Origin of the sequence: Streptomyces sp. ML-6 (genome assembly GCF_030116705.1) — a bacterium.
Classification (GTDB): Bacteria; Actinomycetota; Actinomycetes; order Streptomycetales; family Streptomycetaceae; genus Streptomyces.
In genome coordinates this window covers 1,808,748-1,828,807 of record NZ_JAOTIK010000001.1, presented here as the reverse complement: position 1 = coordinate 1,828,807, position 20,060 = coordinate 1,808,748, and the positions used below count along the sequence as shown (strand labels likewise).

The 20,060-nt window shown below is 73.7% G+C and carries 19 protein-coding genes; 15 read left to right on the top strand and 4 right to left on the bottom strand.

What is annotated here, in order from left to right:
- Positions 1-79 precede the first annotated feature (79 nt).
- The 5 genes from OCT49_RS08100 to OCT49_RS08080 all read left to right on the top strand — a co-directional run bounded on the left by OCT49_RS08100 (position 80) and on the right by OCT49_RS08080 (position 5,587).
- Positions 80-322, top strand: a complete 243-nt coding sequence (locus OCT49_RS08100; RefSeq protein ID WP_136328374.1) for a hypothetical protein — start codon at positions 80-82, stop codon at positions 320-322.
- 37 nt (positions 323-359) lie between these two features.
- A complete protein-coding gene (locus OCT49_RS08095; protein ID WP_283851206.1) occupies positions 360-1,721 on the top strand; it encodes an NYN domain-containing protein in 1,362 nt (453 codons plus the stop codon).
- Positions 1,722-2,005: 284 nt separating this feature from the next.
- Positions 2,006-3,034, top strand: coding sequence for a C40 family peptidase (locus OCT49_RS08090; RefSeq protein WP_283851205.1), 1,029 nt, complete (start codon positions 2,006-2,008; stop codon positions 3,032-3,034).
- Positions 3,035-3,270: 236 nt separating this feature from the next.
- On the top strand, positions 3,271-4,311 hold the full coding sequence (locus tag OCT49_RS08085; RefSeq protein WP_283851204.1) for a C40 family peptidase: 1,041 nt from the start codon (positions 3,271-3,273) through the stop codon (positions 4,309-4,311).
- A 16-nt stretch (positions 4,312-4,327) separates the two neighbouring features.
- Positions 4,328-5,587: a hypothetical protein gene (locus OCT49_RS08080; RefSeq protein ID WP_283851203.1), complete on the top strand. Its 1,260-nt coding sequence runs from the start codon at positions 4,328-4,330 to the stop codon at positions 5,585-5,587.
- Between the two features lie 42 nt (positions 5,588-5,629).
- Here OCT49_RS08080 and OCT49_RS08075 read toward each other — a convergent pair whose 3' ends face one another.
- Positions 5,630-6,880, bottom strand: coding sequence for a glycosyltransferase 87 family protein (locus OCT49_RS08075; RefSeq protein WP_283851202.1), 1,251 nt, complete (start codon positions 6,878-6,880; stop codon positions 5,630-5,632).
- A gap of 125 nt (positions 6,881-7,005) precedes the next feature.
- Between OCT49_RS08075 and OCT49_RS08070 the strand changes: the two genes are divergently transcribed.
- Entirely contained in the window at positions 7,006-8,148 is a 1,143-nt protein-coding gene (locus tag OCT49_RS08070) for a glycosyltransferase family 4 protein (protein WP_283851201.1), read from the top strand.
- Between the two features lie 112 nt (positions 8,149-8,260).
- Here the strand turns inward: OCT49_RS08070 and OCT49_RS08065 are convergent, their stop codons facing one another.
- Positions 8,261-10,060: an AMP-dependent synthetase/ligase gene (locus tag OCT49_RS08065; protein ID WP_283851200.1), complete on the bottom strand. Its 1,800-nt coding sequence runs from the start codon at positions 10,058-10,060 to the stop codon at positions 8,261-8,263.
- A gap of 279 nt (positions 10,061-10,339) precedes the next feature.
- Here OCT49_RS08065 and OCT49_RS08060 point away from each other — a divergent pair, with 279 nt between their 5' ends.
- From OCT49_RS08060 to OCT49_RS08035, 6 genes are all read left to right on the top strand, one after another.
- Positions 10,340-11,146 (top strand): metallophosphoesterase family protein, encoded by an 807-nt coding sequence (locus OCT49_RS08060; RefSeq protein WP_283851199.1) that lies wholly within the window; start codon positions 10,340-10,342, stop codon positions 11,144-11,146.
- A gap of 106 nt (positions 11,147-11,252) precedes the next feature.
- Positions 11,253-11,699 (top strand): SRPBCC family protein, encoded by a 447-nt coding sequence (locus OCT49_RS08055; protein ID WP_283851198.1) that lies wholly within the window; start codon positions 11,253-11,255, stop codon positions 11,697-11,699.
- A 5-nt stretch (positions 11,700-11,704) separates the two neighbouring features.
- Positions 11,705-12,988: an ArsA family ATPase gene (locus tag OCT49_RS08050; protein ID WP_283851197.1), complete on the top strand. Its 1,284-nt coding sequence runs from the start codon at positions 11,705-11,707 to the stop codon at positions 12,986-12,988.
- Positions 12,989-13,136: 148 nt separating this feature from the next.
- Positions 13,137-13,595 carry a DUF5304 domain-containing protein gene (locus tag OCT49_RS08045; RefSeq protein WP_283851196.1) on the top strand — a complete coding sequence of 153 codons (459 nt, stop codon included), beginning with the start codon at positions 13,137-13,139 and terminating at the stop codon, positions 13,593-13,595.
- 75 nt (positions 13,596-13,670) lie between these two features.
- On the top strand, positions 13,671-14,612 hold the full coding sequence (locus OCT49_RS08040) for an ROK family glucokinase (protein WP_283851195.1): 942 nt from the start codon (positions 13,671-13,673) through the stop codon (positions 14,610-14,612).
- A gap of 68 nt (positions 14,613-14,680) precedes the next feature.
- Positions 14,681-15,463: an endonuclease/exonuclease/phosphatase family protein gene (locus OCT49_RS08035; RefSeq protein ID WP_283851194.1), complete on the top strand. Its 783-nt coding sequence runs from the start codon at positions 14,681-14,683 to the stop codon at positions 15,461-15,463.
- Positions 15,464-15,553: 90 nt separating this feature from the next.
- Here OCT49_RS08035 and OCT49_RS08030 read toward each other — a convergent pair whose 3' ends face one another.
- Both OCT49_RS08030 and OCT49_RS08025 read right to left on the bottom strand, forming a co-directional pair.
- The gene (locus tag OCT49_RS08030; protein WP_283851193.1) at positions 15,554-16,294 is read right to left on the bottom strand and encodes a hypothetical protein; all 741 of its coding nucleotides are present in this window, start codon (positions 16,292-16,294) and stop codon (positions 15,554-15,556) included.
- Positions 16,287-17,066: an alpha/beta hydrolase gene (locus OCT49_RS08025; RefSeq protein WP_283851192.1), complete on the bottom strand. Its 780-nt coding sequence runs from the start codon at positions 17,064-17,066 to the stop codon at positions 16,287-16,289. The genes OCT49_RS08030 and OCT49_RS08025 overlap by 8 nt, the downstream gene beginning before the upstream one ends.
- Positions 17,067-17,278: 212 nt before the next feature.
- Here OCT49_RS08025 and OCT49_RS08020 point away from each other — a divergent pair, with 212 nt between their 5' ends.
- The 3 genes from OCT49_RS08020 to OCT49_RS08010 are packed head-to-tail and all read left to right on the top strand — an operon-like array spanning position 17,279 to position 20,004.
- Positions 17,279-18,040, top strand: a complete 762-nt coding sequence (locus OCT49_RS08020) for a lysophospholipid acyltransferase family protein (protein ID WP_283851191.1) — start codon at positions 17,279-17,281, stop codon at positions 18,038-18,040.
- Positions 18,041-18,091: 51 nt separating this feature from the next.
- A complete protein-coding gene (gene macS / locus OCT49_RS08015; RefSeq protein ID WP_283851190.1) occupies positions 18,092-19,315 on the top strand; it encodes a MacS family sensor histidine kinase in 1,224 nt (407 codons plus the stop codon).
- Positions 19,312-20,004 carry a response regulator gene (locus OCT49_RS08010; RefSeq protein WP_283851189.1) on the top strand — a complete coding sequence of 231 codons (693 nt, stop codon included), beginning with the start codon at positions 19,312-19,314 and terminating at the stop codon, positions 20,002-20,004. Before macS ends, OCT49_RS08010 begins: the two co-directional genes overlap by 4 nt.
- Positions 20,005-20,060: the final 56 nt, after the last annotated feature.

Below are 20,060 nucleotides of genomic sequence, written 5' to 3'. Positions count from 1 at the left end.
GCAGGACATCCGCAGTTCGACGGCGCACCGCGAGATCCTTGAAGCAGCAGCACGAGGCTCGACGAAAGAGGACGCAACGATGACGACGGTTCCCCAGCCGACCGACGGGACCCGCTGGCGCTGCACGCTCTGCGGAAATCTCACCCGCTTCGACGTGACGCGCTCCTCGAAGGTCGTCGAATACGTCCATCTCGACCTGGCCGGTGAGGCCAGCGTCGAGGAACGGGAGGTGGTCAGTGAGACCATCGAGTCGGTCCGCTGTCGTTGGTGCAACGCGGTGGACCAGATCGAACTGGTGGACAGGCCGGGTGCCGACTCCTGACGGAGCCGCGCCCACAGACAATTTGGGGTGACGGATCGTGGAGCAGCCCGCTGATGGCGCCGAGGCGGCCCAGGCGGCCGACGACGCCGTCGAGGCGCTCGACCGCCCGCTGCCCGAAGGCGTACGGCGGCGGGTCGTGGCGCTGGTCGCGGACGCCTTCGGCGGGCTGACGGTCGGCGAGCTGCCGGCCCAGCTGAGGCAGTACGCCCGCTTCACCCCGACCCGGCGCGCCAAGTTCGCCGGGAACGCGATGGCCGCCGCCCTGGAGAGCGACGCGCTGTTCCGGCAGCGCATCGGCGAACGGCTCAAGGAGGGGCAGCCCGAGCTGGCCGCCGCCCTGGAGTCCGGTGCGCCGCCGGCCGCCGCCGACCCGGTCGACGTGGCCGCCGCGGCCTACGTGCTGCGCCCGGCGGGCTGGGTGAAGCTGGTCGCCGCCGCCGGTGAGGAGGCCCAGCGCGCGAACGCCGAGCGGGTCGACGAGGAGACCCGCCGGGAGCTGGAGCGGCTGCGCGAGGAGCTCTCCCGGGCCCGTGCCCAGACCAGGAGCGAGACGGAGCGGCTGCGCGGCGAGCTGGACGCGGCCCGCAAGGAGGCCGAGTCCCTCCAGCGCAAGCTGCGCAGCGTCGTCAACGAGGTCAGGCGGGGCGAGGCCGCGCTGCGCCGCAGCCGGGCCGAGACCGAGGCCGTGCGGTCCGAGGCGGCGGCCCAGGTCTCCGCGGCCGAGAGCGAGAGCCGTCGGCTCAAGGCCCGGCTCGGGGAGGCCGAGGCGGCCGTCGAGGCGGGCCGCCGGGCCGCCAGGGAGGGCCGCTCGGTCGAGGACATGCGGCTGCGGCTGCTGCTGGACACGGTGCTCGACGCGGCGAGCGGACTCCGCCGCGAACTGGCGCTGCCACCCTCCTCGATCCGTCCCGCGGACGGTGTCGACGCGGTCGAGCCGGGCCGGATGTCGCCCAAGGACATCGCGGCCAGGGCCCTTTCGGAGACCGACCCGGCCCTGCTGGACCAGTTGCTCGCGCTGCCGCAGGCGCATCTGATCATCGACGGCTACAACGTCACCAAGACCGGCTATCCCCAGCTGCCGCTGGAGAAGCAGCGGTTGCGGCTGCTGGGCGGGCTCTCGGTGCTCGCCGCGCAGACCGGTGCCGAGGTGACCTGCGTCTTCGACGGGGCCGAACTGGCCGCCCCGGTGCTGCTCGCGCCGCCGCGCGGGGTCCGGGTCCTGTTCAGCAAGCCCGGGGTGACCGCCGACGAGCTCATCCGCCAACTGGCGCGCGCCGAACCCCCGGGCAGGCCCGTCGTGGTGGTCTCCACCGACCGCGAGGTCGCCGACGGGGTGGCGAAGGCGGGTGCCAGGCCCGTCGCGTCCGTCTTGCTCCTGAAGCGCCTTTCGCGCGTCTAGTCGCACTTGCCGGTACTCGGCGGATATCAGGGAACGGACCGTCAGGCCGCCGCTACACCCCGTGTGATGTGGGTAAAGAAGTTCCTCCCGGGGCGAGAATTTTCCGGCGAGGATTTGAACTGATCACAAGTTGGTCACTAGGGTCGGGCCTCGAACCTTCGCACGGTTGATCACCCATCCGGGGTGACGGCGAAGGAACCGCCGAGTCCGTGACGTGCACGGAGCCGGGGATTCACTTCCCCCACAGCCCGGTAGGCGGCTCGAGGAAGAAGGAGCTCGCCTCCGTGGCGTCCCACCGTCGTCCCAAGCAGCCGAGCCGCGCCCGTGTGACCGTGCTCACCGCGACCGCCGCCGCGGCCGTGGCCCTGTCCTCCCAGGCGGCCCAGGCAGACCCCAAGCCCTCCAAGAGCGAGGTCAAGGCGAAGGTCGACAAGCTCAACCACGAGGCCGGCGTCGCCAACGAGCAGTACAACGGCGCCAAGGAGAAGCAGCAGAAGCTGGAGAAGGAAGTCGGCGCGCTCCAGGACAAGGTGGCCCGCGGTCAGCAGGAGATCAACAACCTGCGCAACGGCCTCGGTTCGCTCGCCGCCGCGCAGTACCGCTCCGGTGGCATCGACCCGTCGGTCCAGCTCTTCCTCTCGTCCAACCCGGACACCTACCTCGACGAGGCCTCGGCGCTCGACCAGCTGACGGCCAAGCAGACCGAGACGCTCCAGAAGATCCAGGAGAAGCAGCGCTCCCTCGCGCAGAAGCGCAAGGAGGCCCAGGACAAGCTGGGCGACCTCGCGGACATCCGCGAGACGCTCGGGGCGAAGAAGAAGAAGCTCCAGGACAAGCTCTCCGAGGCGCAGCGCCTGTACAACACGCTGACCGCCGCCGAGAAGGAGAAGTTCCGCGAGCAGGAGAAGCGCGCCAGCCGCGACGCCGGCGACCGGGTCCAGCTGGGCAAGGAGGTCCCCGCCTCCTCCTGGGGCGCCGCCGCCCTGAACGCCGCCTCCTCCAAGGTGGGCAAGCCGTACGTCCGCGGCGGCACCGGCCCCGACGCCTTCGACTGCTCCGGGCTGACCCAGTGGGCCTACGCCCAGGCCAACGTCCAGATCTCCCGGGTCACGTACACCCAGGTCAACGACGGGGTCCACATCGGGCGCAGCGCGCTGAAGCCGGGCGACCTGGTCTTCTTCAACAACACCTCGCACGTGGCGCTCTACGCGGGCAACAACACCGTCCTGCACGCCCCGTACCCGGGCACGTTCGTCCGCTACGAGTCGATGGACACCATCGGCAGCTTCCAGTTCGGCGTGCGCGTCGGCTGACGGACGCCCGAACGGGCGAATTCCCGCGCCCCCATGAACGGCCCGCCCCGCCGGAGACCACAGGTCACCGGCGGGGCGCCGTCGTTTCCGCCGCCCGGTCGCCCGGCGCGGTCTTTGTCCGCTCCGTGACCGTCCCACTACTGTCTGTCTGCCGTGCGGCTCCCGCTCGTCGGTCCGCCCGTCCGGGCGGCAGGGGCCGCGCGCGTCTGCGTAGCGCGGAAGGGAGTGCGGCGTCCGTGGTGTCCCATCGCCGTTCCACACAGTCCGGTATCGGCCCGGGGGTCCGGGCCACGGTCCTGTCGGCCGCCGCGGCGACCGCGGCCGCCACGCTCGGCACGAGCGGCGCGCACGCCGAACCGCAGGACACCCCCCGGACCGCGAAGGCCCGCGTCGACCGGCTGTACGGCGAGGCGGAGCGCGCCACCGAGCAGTACAACGCGGCCGGGGAGAACGCCGAGCGGCTGCGCGGCGAGTTCGACCGGGCCCGGGACCGGGCGGCCCGCGGCCAGGAACGGGTCAACCGGATGCGCACCGCGGTCGGTTCGGCGGCGAGCGCGCAGTACCGCTCCGGCGGCCTCGACCCCTCGCTCGCGCTGCTGCTCTCCTCCGACCCGGACAGCTACCTCGACCGGGCGGCCGTGCTGGAGCGGGTGACCGGGCGTCAGGCCGAGGGGCTGCGGGAGCTGCTGCGGGCCCGGCGCGACCTGGAGCAGATCCGGGCGGAGGCCGGGCACGCGCTGGCCGAGCTGGAGCACCAGCGGGCGGCCGCCGCCCGCCACAAGCGGACCGTCGAACGCAAACTCGCCGAGGCCCGGCGGATCCTGGGCGCGATGCCCGCCGCCGACCGGGCCGGTTTCGAGCGGGCCTCGCGCTCCGGGCGGGACGGCTCGCTCGCCGGCCTCCCCGGCCTCGCCGACCTGCCGGCCGGTTCCGCCCGGGCGGCCGCCGCCGTCATGGCGGTTCGGCAGGCGCTGGGCCGCCCGTACGTCTGGGGGGCCAACGGGCCCGACGGGTTCGACTGCTCCGGGCTGATGCAGTGGGCGTACGCCCGCGCCGGGGTCGCCCTGCCGCGCACCTCCCAGGCCCAGCGGTACGCCGGACACATGGTGCCGCTCTCCGAGGCCCGCCCCGGGGACCTGGTCGTCTACCGCGCGGACGCCAGCCACGTCGCGATGTACGTCGGCAACGGCCAGGTGATCCACGCCCCGTACCCCGGCGCCCCGGTCCGCTACGACCCGGTCGGCATGATGCCGGTCTCGTCGGTCACCCGCGTCTGACCGTACCCTCGGTCGGGTGACCGACAGGCGGGTGGGCGACCGGGGACGGCGCGCGGCGGGGGCACTGCTCGCCGGGCTGCTCCTCGCCTCCGGCTGCGCGGCCCCCGACGACCGGGCCGCCCCGGACGCCACCGTCCGCGCCGTCCGGGCCGCCCTGGAGCGCCGGGCGGCGGCCGTGCTGGACCACGACCCGGCCGGCTACCTGGCCGGGACCGACCCCCGCGCCACCGCCCTGCGCACGGCCCAGCGCCGGGAGCTGGCCAACCTCGCGGACATACCGCTCGCCTCGTGGACGTACCGGCTCCGCGGCGTGACCGGGCGGGGCGCCGACCGGGCCGTCGCGGACGTCCAGCTGCGCTACCGGATCGAGGGGTACGACGCGGCCCCGGTCCTCGACGACCGGGTGCTCGACCTGAGACGGGACCGCACGGACGGCCGCTGGTACATATCCGGGGACCGGGCGGCGGACGGGAACGGCGGCACGCAGCTCTGGCAGCAGGGCGACGTCCGGGTGGTCCCCGGCAGCCGCAGCCTCGTCCTCGGGGTGGGCCGTACGGAACAGGAACTGCGCGGCATCGCCCGGACCGCGGACCGCGCGGTGCCCGCCGTCTCCGGGGCCTGGCCGGAGCGCTGGGCGGGCCGCGTCGTGGTGCTCGTGCCGCGGACCGTCGAGGACATGGCGCGGCTGCTGGGGGCCCCGAGGGACGACTACCGGGGCATCGCGGCCGTCACCACCGGGCGGACCGGCGGCACCGGCCGCAACCCCGCGGACCGGGTGATCGTCAACCCGCAGGCGTACGGCACCCTCGGCGCCTTCGGGCAGCGGATCGTCCTCACCCACGAGACCACCCACGTCGCCACCCGCGCCCGCACCTCCGCGGCCACCCCCACCTGGCTCTCCGAGGGCTTCGCCGACTGGGCGGCCTACCGCGCCGAGGACCGCCCCGCCGCGCGGATCGCCCCGGAACTGGCGGACGCCGTGCGGCGCGGCGACCTGCCCGCCGAACTCCCCGCGGACGAGGACTTCGGCTTCGCGGGCGACCCCGCGCGCCTGGCGAGGGCGTACGAGGGCGGCTGGGCGGCCTGCGCACTGATCGCCGACCAATGGGGCGAGGCGGAGCTGATCGCCTTCTACCGGGCCGTCGGAGGGCATCCGGGACGGGACGGGGCGGTGGAGCGGGCCATGGACGAGGTGCTGGACACGACGCCGTGGGAGTTCACCGCCCGCTGGCGGGAGCACCTGCGCACCCGGCTGGGGCGCACGCCCGCCCCGTGAACCGCGTCCCGTCCCGCCCCGGCACGGCGGACGGCGGGCCGTTCAGGGCGCGGCCGGCTCGGTCTCCCGGCCGGCGCCGGACCGGGAGGCGGGCACCCGGCCGCCGGCGCGCGGCGCCGCGACGACCGTCCCCCGCCACAGCCGCCGACAGGCCGTCAGCGTCGCCGCGACCAGCAGGCCGTTGCGCAGGAACATCAGCGTCACGCCCGTCGCGTCGCTCGACACCACGTGCACGAAGCCGAGCGGGAACTCCCACTGCGTGACCCCGGTGGCGACCAGCACCAGCACGGCGGGCAGCACCATCCGGCTGCCGCGGAACACCAGACAGACCGCCGCCAGCCCCACCAGCCACAGCATGTACTGGGGGCTGATCACCCGGCTCGTCGTCGTGAACAGCAGCACCGCCGCGAACGCCGCGTCGGCCGGGGTGCTCGCCCCGAACTCCCGGGCCCGCAGCCGCCACACCAGCAGCCAGCCGAACGCGGCGACGGACAGGCCCAGGGCGAGCGTGCTCACCAGCGGCACGTGCGGCCCCAGGAACTCCATCGAGCCGTAGTGGTACTCCACCCGGCCCTCCCAGCCGAACTGCCGCGCCACGTGGAAGACCAGCGCCCCCAGCGACTCGACCTCCGTGCCCCGGTCGCGTTGGGAGCCGAGGAAGTCCAGCGCCCCGGGCAGCGCCAGGGCGCACACCGCCAGCAGCCCGCCCGCCGTCACCGCCGCCGCCGACCACGCCAGGCGGGTGTGCCGGCCGCGCGCCGTCCCGGCCAGGACCAGCGCGGGCCACACCTTCAGCAGCGCGCCCACGGCGGCCAGCACCCCCAGCACCCGCGGATGCCGCAGCCCCGCCAGCAGCGCCGCCACCGCGACCGCCGTGACCATCACGTCGTAACGGGCGTACGCGGTCGTGCCGAGCAGCGGCACCCCCGCCACCCACACCCAGGCGCCCGCCGCCGACCGGCCGCCGCCCCGGCCCGCGTACAGCAGCAGCGCCAGCACCAGCCCGTCGCAGAGGAACGCGAGGACGAAGAACGCCGAGGCGTAGTCGAGGAACGGCAGCAGCGCGGGGGACAGCACGGCCAGCGCGGCCAGCGGCGGGTACTGCCAGGTGACGTCGTCCTGCGGGTACGTACCGGTCTTCAGGACCTCGGACCAGCCGTGGTAGATCACCGAGACGTCACTGGTCACGTCCGGGCCGGGCAACGTGATCACTTTGGTGACGCAGAGCAGCAGCACGACCCTGGTCAGGGCCCACACCGCGACGGTGAGCCGCGCGCCGGTCGATCCCGTCATGAACGCCTCATCCGTTGTTCGTCGCCGGTACCCGGGGTTCGGCCGGGTGGGTACGAGGAGCCATGATGCCCGTACGACCGGTGCGGGAGCCATCGGGGCCGGGCGTGGCGGTACTGTCGGCCGGGATGGACAAGACCCTGATCGTGACCAACGACTTCCCGCCCCGCCCCGGCGGCATCCAGGCGTTCCTGCACAACATGGCCCTGCGCCTGGATCCCGGACGGATCGTCGTGTACGCCTCGACCTGGAAGCGGAGCCCCGAGGGCCGCGCCGCCACCGCCGCCTTCGACGCCGAGCAGCCGTTCCCCGTCGTGCGCGACAGCACGACCATGCTGCTGCCGACCCCGGGGGCCACCCGGCGTGCCGTGCGGCTGCTGCGCGAACACGGCTGCACCTCCGTCTGGTTCGGGGCCGCCGCCCCGCTCGGCCTGATGGCACCCGCGCTGCGCCGGGCCGGCGCCCGCCGCCTGGTCGCCACCACCCACGGCCACGAGGCGGGCTGGGCCCAGCTGCCCGCCTCCCGGCAGCTGCTGCGCCGGATCGGCGAGGGCACGGACACGATCACCTATCTGGGGGAGTACACCCGCTCCCGGATCGCCCCCGCGCTCACCCCCGCGGCGGCGGACCGCATGGTCCAGCTGCCGCCCGGCGTCGACGAGAAGACCTTCCACCCGGGGTCGGGCGGCGACCTGGTCCGGGCCCGGCTCGGGCTCGCCGACCGGCCCGTCGTGGTCTGCGTGTCCCGGCTCGTGCCGCGCAAGGGCCAGGACACCCTGATCCTCGCCATGCCGAAGATCCTGGCCCAGGTGCCCGACGCGGTCCTGCTGATCGTCGGCGGCGGACCGTACGCCGACGACCTGGAGCGCCTGGCGGTGCGCACCGGGGTCGACGCCTCCGTACGGTTCACCGGACCGGTGCCGTGGGAGGAACTGCCCGCGCACTACGGCGCGGGCGACGTCTTCGCCATGCCGTGCCGCACCCGCCGCGGCGGCCTCGACGTGGAGGGCCTGGGCATCGTCTTCCTGGAGGCGTCCGCGACCGGGCTCCCGGTGGTGGCGGGCGACTCGGGCGGCGCGCCCGACGCGGTGCTCGACGGCGAGACCGGATGGGTGGTGCGCGGCGGTTCCTCCGAGGAGGCGGCCGACCGGATCGTCACGCTGCTCCGCGACCCGGAACTGCGCCGGCGGATGGGCGAGCGGGGACGGGCCTGGGTCGAGGAGAAATGGCGCTGGGACCTGCTGGCCGAGCGGCTGCGGGCCCTGCTCTGACCCCGCAGCGAAACCCCCGCCCGGTCTCCCGGTCCCCGGGAGCGGCCACGGCACGCGAAAGGGCGGCCCGCACCTTCCGTGCGGGCCGCCCTCCCGTCTGCGTACGGATGGATCAGCGCTGGTAGATCGACTCGATCTCGTCCGAGAAGTCCTTCGTCACCACGTTCCGCTTCAGCTTCAGCGACGGCGTGATGTGGCCCGCCTCCTCGGTGAACTGGGAGGGCAGGACGCGGAACTTGCGGACCGACTCCGCCTTGGAGACCGCCGCGTTCCCGTCGTCCACCGCCCGCTGCACCTCGGCCAGCAGTTCCGGGTCCTCGCGCAGCGACGCGGCCGTCGCCCCGGCCGGCTTGCCGTGCTCGGCGGCCCAGCGGCCCAGGAACTCCTCGTCCAGGGTGATCAGCGCGCCCACGAACGGCCGGCCGTCGCCGACCACCATGCACTCGGCGACCAGGGCGTGCCCGCGGATGCGGTCCTCGATCACGGCGGGAGCGACGTTCTTGCCGCCCGCGGTGACGATGATCTCCTTCTTGCGGCCGGTGATCGCGAGGTAGCCGTCCTCGTCGAGCGTGCCGATGTCGCCCGTGTGGAACCAGCCGTCGGCCAGTGCGTCGGCCGTCGCCGCCTCGTTGTTCCAGTAGCCGGTGAACAGGTGCTCGCCGTGCAGCAGCACCTCGCCGTCGTCGTCGATCCGCACCACCGAACCGGGCAGCGGCTGGCCGACCGTGCCGATCTTCTGCCGGTCCCACGGGTTGAAGGCGGTGGCCGCGCAGCTCTCGGTGAGGCCGTAGCCCTCCAGGACGGTGAAGCCGATCCCGCGGTAGAAGTGGCCGAGCCGCTCGCCCAGCGGCGCGCCGCCGGAGATCGCGTGCTCGCCGCGCCCGCCGAGCACCGCCCGCAGCTTGCCGTAGACCAGCCGGTCGAAGATCTTGTGCTTCAGCCGCAGCCCGAAGGACGGCCCCTGCGCGGTGCCCAGCGCGCGGCTGTAGGCGATCGCCGTCTCCGCGGCCCGGTCGAAGATCTTGCCCCTGCCGTCCGCCTGCGCCTTGGCCCGCGCCGCGTTGTACACCTTCTCGAAGACTCGGGGCACACCCAGGATCAACGTCGGCCGGAACGTGGCCAGTTCGTCGGTGAGGTTCTTGATGTCCGGTACGCAGCCGAGCTTGATCGGGGCCATCACCGAGGCCACCTCGACCAGCCGGCCGAAGACGTGCGCCGCGGGCAGGAAGAGCAGCACGGAACACTCACCGGTACGGAACAGCGGCTTCAGCCGCTCCACCACGTTGCCGCACTCGGCGAAGAAGCTGCGGTGCGTGAGCACACAGCCCTTGGGGCGGCCGGTGGTGCCCGAGGTGTAGACGATGGTGGCCGGGTCGTCCGCCTTGGCGCCGGCCATCCGCAGGTCGAGGGTCTCGTCGGAGACCTCCTCCTCGCCGAGCTCCGACATCCGGGCGAGCGTGTCGTCGTCGATCCGCCAGATGCCCTTCAGGGCGGGCAGGTCGTCCTGCACCGAGACCACGGACTTCTGGTGCGCCTCGGACTCCACGACGCACAGGGTGGCGCCGGAGTCGCCGAGGATCCACTGGATCTGCTCCGGCGAACTGGTCTCGTACACCGGGACGGTGACCGCGCCCGCGCTCCAGATCGCGAAGTCCAGCAGCACCCATTCGTAACGGGTGCGCGAGAGCAGGGCCACCCGGTCGCCGGCCGCCACGCCCGCCGCGATCAGCCCCTTGGCCACGCCCCTGACCTCGGCCAGGAAGCGAGTGGCGTCGACGTCGGTCCACACGCCCCCGACCTTGCGGCTCATCACCGCGACATCGGGATGCTGAGCGGCATTGCGGCGGATGAGATCCGTCAGGTTGCCGTCCGAGGGGACCTCGTACAGGGCCGGAAGGCTGAACTCGCGCAAGACTGCTGCTCCTCATCGGGCTCCGGTGCCACGGCTCTGTGCGGCGCACCGGCTGCGATCCAGGACTGGCGGTGCCCCGTGAAGTGAGCACGACTGGACTGCCCGGACGTTACCCACCGGTACTCGGTTCCCGATAGGGGGTCCGGACCAGATGTCTTACGCGTCACACACCACGGTGGTCCTCGCGCGCACAGTAGTCCACCGAGCCGCCCGCGCGAGGGTAAGCGCAGGTCCGGCGGCCCCTACCCAGGTGGACGACGGCGTTCTAGGGTGACCGTCATGCGAGCCGGACCGGACAGCCGGGGTACATCGACCCGACAGCGCACCCGCATCCACGTGGTCAGCGACGTGCACGGGAACACCGAGGCGCTGGCCCGTGCCGGGGACGGCGCCGACGCCCTGGTCTGCCTCGGCGACCTGGTGCTCTTCCTCGACTACGCCGACCACTCGCGCGGCATCTTCCCCGATCTCTTCGGCGTGGAGAACGCCGACCGGATCGTCGCGCTGCGCACCGCCCGCCGCTTCGAGGAGGCCCGCGCGTTCGGCCGCTCCCTGTGGGCGGGCATGGACCGCGACGCGGCGATCGTCTCGGCGGTGCGCAAGCAGTACGCCGAGCTCTTCGCCGCCTTCCCCACCCCCACGTACGCCACCTACGGCAACGTCGACATCCCCGGCCTGTGGCCCGAGTACGCGCGCCCCGGCACCACCGTCCTGGACGGCGAACGCGTCGAGATCGGCGGCCGGGTCCTCGGCTTCGTCGGCGGCGGCCTGCGGACCCCGATGAAGACCCCGTACGAGATCGACGACGAGGAGTACGCGGCCAAGATCGAGGCGCTCGGCCCGGTCGACGTGCTCTGCACCCACATCCCGCCCGACGTACCGGAGTTGACGTACGACACGGTGGCCCGCCGCTTCGAGCGCGGCAGCCGGGCCCTGCTCGACGCCATCCGCCGTACCCGCCCCCGGTACGCGCTGTTCGGCCACGTCCACCAGCCGCTGGTCCGCCGGATGCGGATCGGCGCCACCGAATGCGTCAACGTCGGCCACTTCGCCTCCTCCGGCAGGCCCTGGGCCCTGGAGTGGTGACGGCACCGGAGCGCACCCCGGGACGGGGCGCCGCGCACACGCGGTAGCCTTCTGGCGGCAGTCCGCTGCCGACGCACCGGTACATTGCACTGGAGGAGCCACGGCGATGGCTGAACACACCAGCTCGAGCATCACGATCGAGGCGGCGCCGGCCGACGTCATGGGAGTGATCTCCGACTTCGACCGGTATCCCGAGTGGACCGGCGAGGTCAAGGAGGCCGAGGTCCTCTCCACCGACGACCAGGGCCGCGCCGAGAAGGTCCGTCTCGTCCTCGACGCCGGAGCGATCAAGGACGACCACACCCTCGCCTACACCTGGACCGGCGACCACGAGGTCAGCTGGACCCTCGTGAAGTCCCAGATGCTGCGCGCCATCGACGGCTCGTACGTACTGGCCCCGCTCGGCGGCGACCGCACCCAGGTCACCTACCGGCTGACCGTCGACGTCAAGATCCCGATGCTCGGCATGATCAAGCGCAAGGCCGAGAAGGTCATCATCGACCGGGCCCTGGCCGGGCTGAAGAAGCGCGTCGAGTCCGTCCCGAAGGGCTGAGCCCCGTGCGTACGGTCCTCGTCACCGGCCCCGGCGGCGCAGGCCGTACCACCGTCGCCGCGGCGACCGCCCTCGCGGCGGCCCGCCGCGGCCGCCGCACCCTGCTGCTCTCCGCCGACGCCGTGCCCGGCCTGCCCGCGGACACCGAACCCGTCGAGGTCGCCGACGGACTGTGGTCGGCCCGCATCGACTCCGGCGAACACTTCCGCGCCGAACTCCCCGCCCTCCAGGACCGGGCCTCCGGCGTGCTCGACCTGCTCGGCGGGAACCGGCTGGACGGCGAGGAACTCACCGAACTCCCCGGCAGCACCCAGCTCGCCCTGCTGCACACCCTGCGCCGGGCCGCCGAGGGCGACTGGTCCCGCGCGGGACACGAACTCCTCGTCGTCGACCTGCCGCCACTGCGCGAGGCGCTCGCCGTGCTCGCCCTCCCCGAACAGCTGCGCCGCTACCTGCGCCGGCTGCTGCCCCCCGAACGCCAGGCCGCCCGCGCCCTGCGCCCGATGCTCGCCCAGCTCGCCGGCGTCCCCATGCCCGCCCAGTGGCTGTACGAGGCCGCCGCCCGCAAGGACGCCGAGCTGGCCGCCGTCCAGGCCCTGATCGAGGACCGCACCACCACCGTCCGGCTGGTCGCGGAGCCCGGACCTGCGGCCGAGGACGCCCTGCGCACCGCCCGCACCGGCCTCGCCCTGCACGGACTGCGCGTCGACACCCTCGCCGTGAACCGGACGCTGCCCCGGCACTCCGCCGACCCCTGGTTCGCGGCCCTGGCCGCGCAGCAGGAGAAGACCGTCGACCACTGGTACGAGCAGTGGACGCCCGACACCGCCCTGTGCGAGGTGCCCCACCTCGGCCGCGACCCGCGCGGCCTCGACGACCTGGCCCTCCTGGACACCGCCCCCGAGGACCCCGGCGCGGACGGCGGACTCGCCGGACGGCTGGACGGGCAGCGCCCCGGCCGGGCCGACGACCCCTGGTGGACCGAGGACCCCGACGCCCCCGAGGGCTTCGCCGGACCGCGGTCCGGCGGCCGGATCGTGCCCGCCCCCCGCTCCGCCGACGGCGAGCCGGTCCTCGTCTGGTGCCTGCCGCTGCCCGGCGCCGTCAAGGAGGACCTCCAGCTGGTCCGCCGGGGCGGCGAACTGCTGCTCACCGTGGGCCCGTTCCACCGGATCGTCCCCCTGGAGTCCGGACTGCGCCGCTGCACCGTGTCCGGCGCCGCCCTCACCGACGGGGTGCTCCGGGTCCGATTCACGCCGGACCCCGGCCTGTGGCCCCGTACGGACTGAGCGGACCCGGCGGCGGGCGGCACGGCGTCCGCCGCCGGACCCCCTGAACGACGGGTCGCGGTTCGGGTAACGTCGGTAGTACGCGCCCCGTCCGCCGGGCCGCCGCGGCACACCGTGCCGCGGGCACACCCCGTCGCAGGAGTCCGCCATGAGCGAAGCCACCGATCGTCCCGTCGACGACGACGCGTGGGCCAGGGCCTGCGCCGAGGACCTGGAGGCGGAGAAGGCCCGCCGCCGCGAGCGGCAGGGACCGCCGCCCGGCTCCGCCGCCGAGGAGCTGCGCAAGCTGGTCGACGCCGTGGCCGACAAGGTCTCGTCCCTCCAGTCGCCGCTGTTCGGCGCGGCGGCCCAGGGCACCGTGCAGCAGATCATCAAGCAGGCGAAGTCCGCCGTCGAACCCGTCATCGAACGCAACCCCGAGGTCTTCGACCACATCGCGGCGGCCGGCGGCGAACTCCTCGCCGCCTACCGCTCCGCCGTCGAGGGCCAGGAACGCCGCTGGACCCGGGAGGCCGGGGACCCCGCGGGCACGCGGAAGCAGGCGGGCGACCCCACCGACCCGCGCGACGAGCCCCCCGCCGCAGGTGAACACATCGACCTGGACTGACCGGCGGCGAAAGGACCGGAGGTCCGGCTCGGGTACGGTGGGCCACAGCGGGGCTCGACCGGAACTGAGGGATTCATGGGACTCACCATCGGCGTCGACATCGGCGGCACGAAGATCGCGGCCGGCGTGGTCGACGAAGAGGGGCGCATCCTCTCCACGCACAAGGTGCCGACCCCGCAGACCGCCGAAGGCATCGTGGACGCGATCGCGGCGGCCGTGTCCGGCGCGAGCGAGGGACGCGCCATCGAGGCCGTCGGCATCGGTGCCGCCGGATACGTCGACGACAAGCGCGCCACCGTGCTGTTCGCCCCGAACATCAACTGGCGCCACGAACCGCTGAAGGACAAGGTCGAACAGCGCGTCGGCCTCCCCGTCGTCGTCGAGAACGACGCCAACGCCGCCGCCTGGGGCGAATACCGCTTCGGCGCCGGACAGGGCCACGACGACGTCATCTGCATCACGCTCGGCACCGGCCTCGGCGGCGGCATCATCATCGGCAACAAGCTGCGCCGCGGACGCTTCGGCGTGGCGGCGGAGTTCGGCCACATCCGGGTCGTCCCGGACGGCCTGCTCTGCGGCTGCGGCAGCCAGGGCTGCTGGGAGCAGTACGCGTCCGGGCGCGCCCTGGTCCGGTACGCCAGGCAGCGCGCCAACGCCACCCCGGAGAACGCCACCGTCCTGCTGTCGCTCGGCGACGGCACGGTGGACGGCATCGAGGGCAAGCACGTCAGCCAGGCCGCCCGGCAGGGCGACCCGGTCGCGATCGACTCGTTCCGGGAGCTGGCCCGCTGGGCCGGTGCCGGGCTCGCCGACCTGGCCTCGCTCTTCGACCCGTCCGCCTTCATCGTCGGCGGCGGCGTGTCGGACGAGGGCGAACTGGTCCTCGACCCGATCCGCAAGTCGTTCCGGCGCTGGCTGATCGGCGGCCAGTGGCGCCCGCACGCCCAGGTGCTCGCGGCCCAACTGGGCGGCGAGGCAGGTCTGGTGGGTGCGGCGGACCTCGCCCGCCAGGGCTGAGAGCAAGCCGGTCGGACGCCCGTCGCGCCCCTGGGGGAGCGGCGGGCGTCCGTCGTATCGTGAGACCCATGGTCCTGACGCCACTGCCCGACTCCCGTACCGAGCCGGATGGTTCGGCCGTCATCAGGGTGCTCTGCTACAACATCCGGTCGATGCGCGACGACTGCGAGGCACTGGCCCGCGTCATCGCCGCCTGCGCCCCCGACCTCGTCCTCGTCCAGGAGGCGCCGCGCTTCTTCCGCTGGCGCAAGCGCGCCGCCTGGCTCGCGGCCCGCACCGGTCTGGTCGTGCTCGGCGGCGGTGCCACGGCGGCCGGACCGCTGCTGCTGTGCTCGCTGCGGGCCACGGTGGAGCGGACGGAGGACGTCCTGCTGCCGCTCACCCCCGGACTGCACCGCAGGGGCTTCGCCACGTCGGTGGTACGGATCGCGGGCACCCGGATCGGCCTGCTGAGCTTCCACCTGAGCCTCCAGCGCGACGAACGCCTGACCCAGGCGGAGCTGCTGCTGGAACGGCTGGAGACGATGGGCGTCGAACACGCCATCGCGGCCGGCGACCTCAACGACGTACCGACCGGCCCGGCGTTCCGGCGGCTGGCCGGGCGGCTCCAGGACTGCTGGGCGGTCCGGCCGTGGGGCGAGGAGAACACCTCCCCGGCGGACGGGCCGCGCAAGCGCATCGACGCGATCTTCGCGACCCCGGGGATCGAGGTGCTCGGCTGCGGCGTCCCGGCCGGGCTGCCCGGGGTCACCGGGGCGGACCTGCGGGCGGCCACGGACCACCTGCCGGTCCTGGCGGCGCTACGGGTCCCGGCGACCACCCTCCTGCCGCCCGGCGCGCCGGGCCACTGAGGACCCGGCGGCGCGGCGGACCGGTGAGGACCCGGTGGGCGGTGGGGCGGTGACGCGGGCCGGTGGCGGGACCCGCGCCGGAGCACCGGGTCAGACGACCGCCCCGCGCCCGGGGTCGTCGTCGTCCTCCTCGTCGTCGTCCTCCATGCGCGCCACCAGCGTGACGAAACCGCCCAGGAAGCCGCCGACGCAGACCGTCGTGAGCCACCAGGTCATCTCCCACTGCAGCAGGATCGCGACCAGCATCAGCACCGGGCCGCCGACGACCGCGAGCCAGGCGAACTTCGTCGTGACGTCGGCCTCCGGCAGCGGCGGCGGCTCCGGCGGGACGAAATGCCCCTCGTCGCTCTCGTCGAGGTCGTCGTCCTTCGGCTCCGCCGTCTCGTAGTCGCGCGGGCCGCCGACGCCGACGCCCGGGGCGAACACCACCGAGCTGCCGAGCGGCCGCTCCGGCGGTTTCGGGGGCTTCTTCCCGAGCCCCTTGTCCGGGTCGAGCACCTCCGACCGGCCGTCGTCCTCCAGCAGCGCGAGGTCCTCGACCGACCTGAACGGCCTGGCACCCGGCGGGTCCGGCGGCTCCTCGCCGTACCCCGAGACGATCGCCTGCCACGCGGCGTCCTCGTCGAGCCCCGGGCCCGGCCGCTCGCCCCCGGACACCGACGGCGCCTTCTGGGCCGGGGCGTCCTGCGGACCCGTACCGTCGTCGGGCACGGCCGCCCCCTCCACGGGAAGGGGTTCGCGTCCCTCCGTGGGGAGGTGCTCGCGTCCCTCCGCAGGGAGGGGGTCGCGCTCCTCCCCGCCGCCCGCGCGCTCCGCGTCGTGCTCAGCCACCTGACGTGCTCCCCTTCTGTCCGACGCTCGGGGCGAGGCGGCCGATGAACCGATGGCTCTCCTCGAAGATCCGCTCCGCGTCGTGGTCCAACGTCGCCACGTGGTAGCTCTGTTCCAGCAGGATCTCCTCGACGTCCGTCGACGACACCCGGCTGAGGATGCGGGCCGAGTCGGCGGGCGGCACCACATGGTCCTGCGGGCTGTGCAGCAGCACGAGCGGCTGGGTGACCTGGGGCAGTTCGGCGTCGACCAGGCGGAAGAACCTCCGCACCGAGTGCGCCGCGTGCAGCGGCACCCGGTCGTACCCCACCTCGGCGGAACCCTCCAGGGCGATGTCGTTGGCCAGGCCCTTCGTGGTCCGCACCAGATGACGGGCGACCGGCAGCGCGTACGCGGACAGGCCGTGCACCTTGTTCGCCGGATTCACCAGCACCAGCCCGCTGATCGCGTCCCCGTGCTTCGCGGCCAGCCGCAGCGCCAGCGCCCCGCCCATGGACAGCCCGAAGACGAAGACCTGCTCGCACCGCTCCAGCAGACCGCGCAGCTCCCGGTCCACCTCCGCGTACCAGTCCTGCCAGCCGGTGATCTGCATGTCCTGCCAGCGGGTGCCGTGTCCGGGCAGCAGCGGCAGCGAGACGGTCAGCCCGCGCTCCGCCAGGTATTCCGCCCAGGGGCGCAGCGACTGCGGGGAGCCGGTGAATCCGTGACAGAGGAGGACGCCGACCTCTCCGCCGTCGTGGCGGAACGGCTCGGCTCCGGGAAGGACCGGCACCAAGGTCTCCTGTTCGTGAGGCTCGCAGAGGGAGCGGAAGGGGGTGTGCGGAAGGGATCACGGCCTCGGCCGTTACTTCACCGTACGCGACCGGGCCGACACCGACCAGGGCCGTCGCGGCCCCCGGCTGCGGCGTCGGCCCCGCGCCGGGCGGGAGCGCGGGCGGTCGCACGGGTTAAGGTCTGTCGGACAGCACACAGGAGGCACCCGAGTTGATCTACGGCGCAATGAAGTTCTCCATCGGCGGGGGCCTGAAGCTCGCCTTCCGGCCATGGGTGGAGGGCCTGGAGAACATCCCCGCGCAGGGGCCGGCGATCCTCGCGAGCAACCACCTGTCGTTCTCCGACTCGTTCTTCCTGCCGGCCGTCCTGGACCGCAAGGTCACCTTCATCGCCAAGTCCGAGTACTTCACCGGCTCCGGCGTGAAGGGCAAGCTCACCGCCGCCTTCTTCAAGGGCGTCGGCCAGCTCCCGGTGGACCGCTCGGGCGCCCGCGGCGCGGGCGAGGCGGCCATCAAGGCGGGCATCGCGGTCGTCGAGAGCGGCGGCCTCTTCGGCATCTACCCCGAAGGCACCCGCTCGCCCGACGGCCGGCTCTACCGCGGCAAGCCCGGTGGACTGGCCCGGGTGGCCCTGGCCACCGGCGCGCCCGTCATCCCCGTCGCGATGATCGACACGGAGAAGATCCAGCCGCCCGGCCAGGTGGTGCCCAAGCTGATGCGCCCGGGGATCAGGATCGGCAAGCCGCTCGACTTCAGCCGCTACCACGGCATGGACGGGGACCGCTTCATCCTGCGCTCGGTCACCGACGAGGTGATGTACGAGATCATGAAGCTCTCCGGCCAGGAGTACGTCGACATCTACGCGACGGCGGCCAAGCGGCAGATCGCGGACGAGGCGAAGCACCGCGCCGGGGCGGAGAAGAAGGCCGGGGCGGAGAAGCACCCGGGCGGAGAGACCGGGACGCGAGGCTGAGGGAACGGCAGGGCGCGTCCGCGCGTCGTTTCCGTCCGGGGGGTGGGGATCATGGCCAGGCGCGAGCGGGTCGTACGGATGTCGGTCGAGCAGCCGCTGTGGCGTGCGCTGACCGGGTACCGCGTTCTGACGATGCTGTACGCGGTGCTGCTCTCCGTCTACGGCCGGGACAAGTACGAACGGCCGTGGGTGGCCGTCGTCTTCCTGGCGGTGATGGCGGTCTGGACGCTCGCCACCCTCCCGAAGGTCTCGGGCGCCGCCGCCTGCACCAAGCGCTTCCTCGGCACCGACCTGGCGATCGCGCTCACCGGCATACTCCTCACCCCCCTCGCCAACGTCGAGGCCCGGTCCATGGACGGCCCGACGCTGCCGTCCATCTGGACCGCGGGCTCCGTACTGGCCTTCGCGATCAAGGGCGGCTGGCGCTGGGCGGCCTTCGCCTCCACCTTCGTGGCCGTCGTCAACATCGTCGAGCGCGGCGACCCGAGCCGGGACACCTTCCACAACGTCCTGCTGGTCTGGGTCGCCTCCGTCGCCATCGGATACGTCGTCGAGGTCGCCAGGGCCAGTGAGCGCACCCTCGCCCGCGCCCTGGAGATCGAGGCCGCCACCCGCGAGCGGGAACGCCTGGCCCGCGACATCCACGACAGCGTGCTCCAGGTCCTCGCGATGGTCCAGCGCCGCGGCACCGCGCTCGGCGGGGAGGCCGCCGAACTGGGCCGGATGGCGGGGGAGCAGGAGGTGGCCCTGCGCACCCTGGTCTCCAGCGGGCTCGTCCCCCCCACCCGGGTCTCCGAGGACGCCGCCCAGGGCGCGGTCGTCCGCAGCGTCGAGGTCGACGACGAGTCGTCCGACCGGGCCGACTGCGACCTGCGCTCCCTGCTCGCCCCGCACGCGGGCTCCCGGGTCAGCTTCGCGGAGCCCGGCGCCCCGGTGCTGCTCGCACCCGCCGCCGCGAAGGAGCTGGCGGCCGCCGTCGGCGCCGCGCTGGACAACGTCAGGGTCCACGCGGGGGAGAATGCCCAGGCGTGGATCCTCGTCGAGGACTGGCCGGACGAGGTGATCGTCACGGTCCGGGACGACGGCCCCGGAATCCCGGAGGGGCGGCTCGCCCAGGCCGAGGGGGAGGGGCGGATGGGGGTCGCCCTGTCGATCCGGGGAAGACTGCGTGACCTGGGCGGCACGGCGGAGTTGATTTCGGTGCCCGGCCAGGGCACCGAGGTCGAGTTGAAGGTACCGAAGGTTTCACGGGGGAAGGCGGGAACAGCAGGATGAGCACGGAGAACACCCGGGGCACGGAGGAACGGCCCATCAAGGTCATGGTGGTCGACGACCACCCGATGTGGCGCGACGCGGTCGCCCGCGACCTCTCCGAGTCGGGCTTCGAGGTGGTGGCCACCGCCGGGGACGGACCGCAGGCCGTCCGCAGGGCGAGGGCCGCCGCGCCGGACGTCCTCGTGCTCGACCTCAACCTGCCCGGCATGCCCGGCGTCCAGGTCTGCAAGGAGCTGGTCGGCTCCAACCCCGGGCTGCGGGTGCTGGTGCTCTCCGCCAGCGGCGAGCACGCCGACGTGCTGGAAGCGGTCAAGTCCGGCGCCACCGGCTACCTGCTCAAGTCGGCCAGTACGCAGGAGCTGACCGAGGCCGTGCGGTCCACCGCCGTCGGCGACCCCGTCTTCACCCCCGGCCTGGCCGGGCTGGTCCTCGGCGAGTACCGCAGGCTCGCCTCCGACCCCGCGCCCGCCGCGTCCGACGAACCCAAGGCCCCGCAGCTCACCGAGCGCGAGACCGAGGTGCTGCGGCTGGTCGCCAAGGGACTCTCGTACAAGCAGATCGCCGAGCGCCTGGTCATCTCGCACCGCACCGTGCAGAACCACGTCCAGAACACCCTGGGCAAGCTCCAGCTGCACAACCGGGTGGAGCTGGTGCGGTACGCGATCGAGCGCGGCCTCGACGACGCCTGAGCGCCGGCCGGGACCACTGGCCGGGACCGCCGGGCGGGGGCGGCGCGCCGGACCGC

What these genes read in the sequence shown, in the direction of transcription:
- OCT49_RS08060 (WP_283851199.1), top strand. Translation starts at nt 10,340, where the DNA reads ATGCGAGCCGGACCGGACAGCCGGGGTACATCGACCCGACAGCGCACC.
- OCT49_RS08035 (WP_283851194.1), top strand. Translation starts at nt 14,681, where the DNA reads ATGGTCCTGACGCCACTGCCCGACTCCCGTACCGAGCCGGATGGTTCG.
- macS (WP_283851190.1), top strand. Translation starts at nt 18,092, where the DNA reads ATGGCCAGGCGCGAGCGGGTCGTACGGATGTCGGTCGAGCAGCCGCTG.
- OCT49_RS08075 (WP_283851202.1), bottom strand. Translation starts at nt 6,880, where the DNA reads ATGACGGGATCGACCGGCGCGCGGCTCACCGTCGCGGTGTGGGCCCTG.
- OCT49_RS08070 (WP_283851201.1), top strand. Translation starts at nt 7,006, where the DNA reads ATGGACAAGACCCTGATCGTGACCAACGACTTCCCGCCCCGCCCCGGC.
- OCT49_RS08040 (WP_283851195.1), top strand. Translation starts at nt 13,671, where the DNA reads ATGGGACTCACCATCGGCGTCGACATCGGCGGCACGAAGATCGCGGCC.
- OCT49_RS08010 (WP_283851189.1), top strand. Translation starts at nt 19,312, where the DNA reads ATGAGCACGGAGAACACCCGGGGCACGGAGGAACGGCCCATCAAGGTC.
- OCT49_RS08055 (WP_283851198.1), top strand. Translation starts at nt 11,253, where the DNA reads ATGGCTGAACACACCAGCTCGAGCATCACGATCGAGGCGGCGCCGGCC.
- OCT49_RS08100 (WP_136328374.1), top strand. Translation starts at nt 80, where the DNA reads ATGACGACGGTTCCCCAGCCGACCGACGGGACCCGCTGGCGCTGCACG.
- OCT49_RS08045 (WP_283851196.1), top strand. Translation starts at nt 13,137, where the DNA reads ATGAGCGAAGCCACCGATCGTCCCGTCGACGACGACGCGTGGGCCAGG.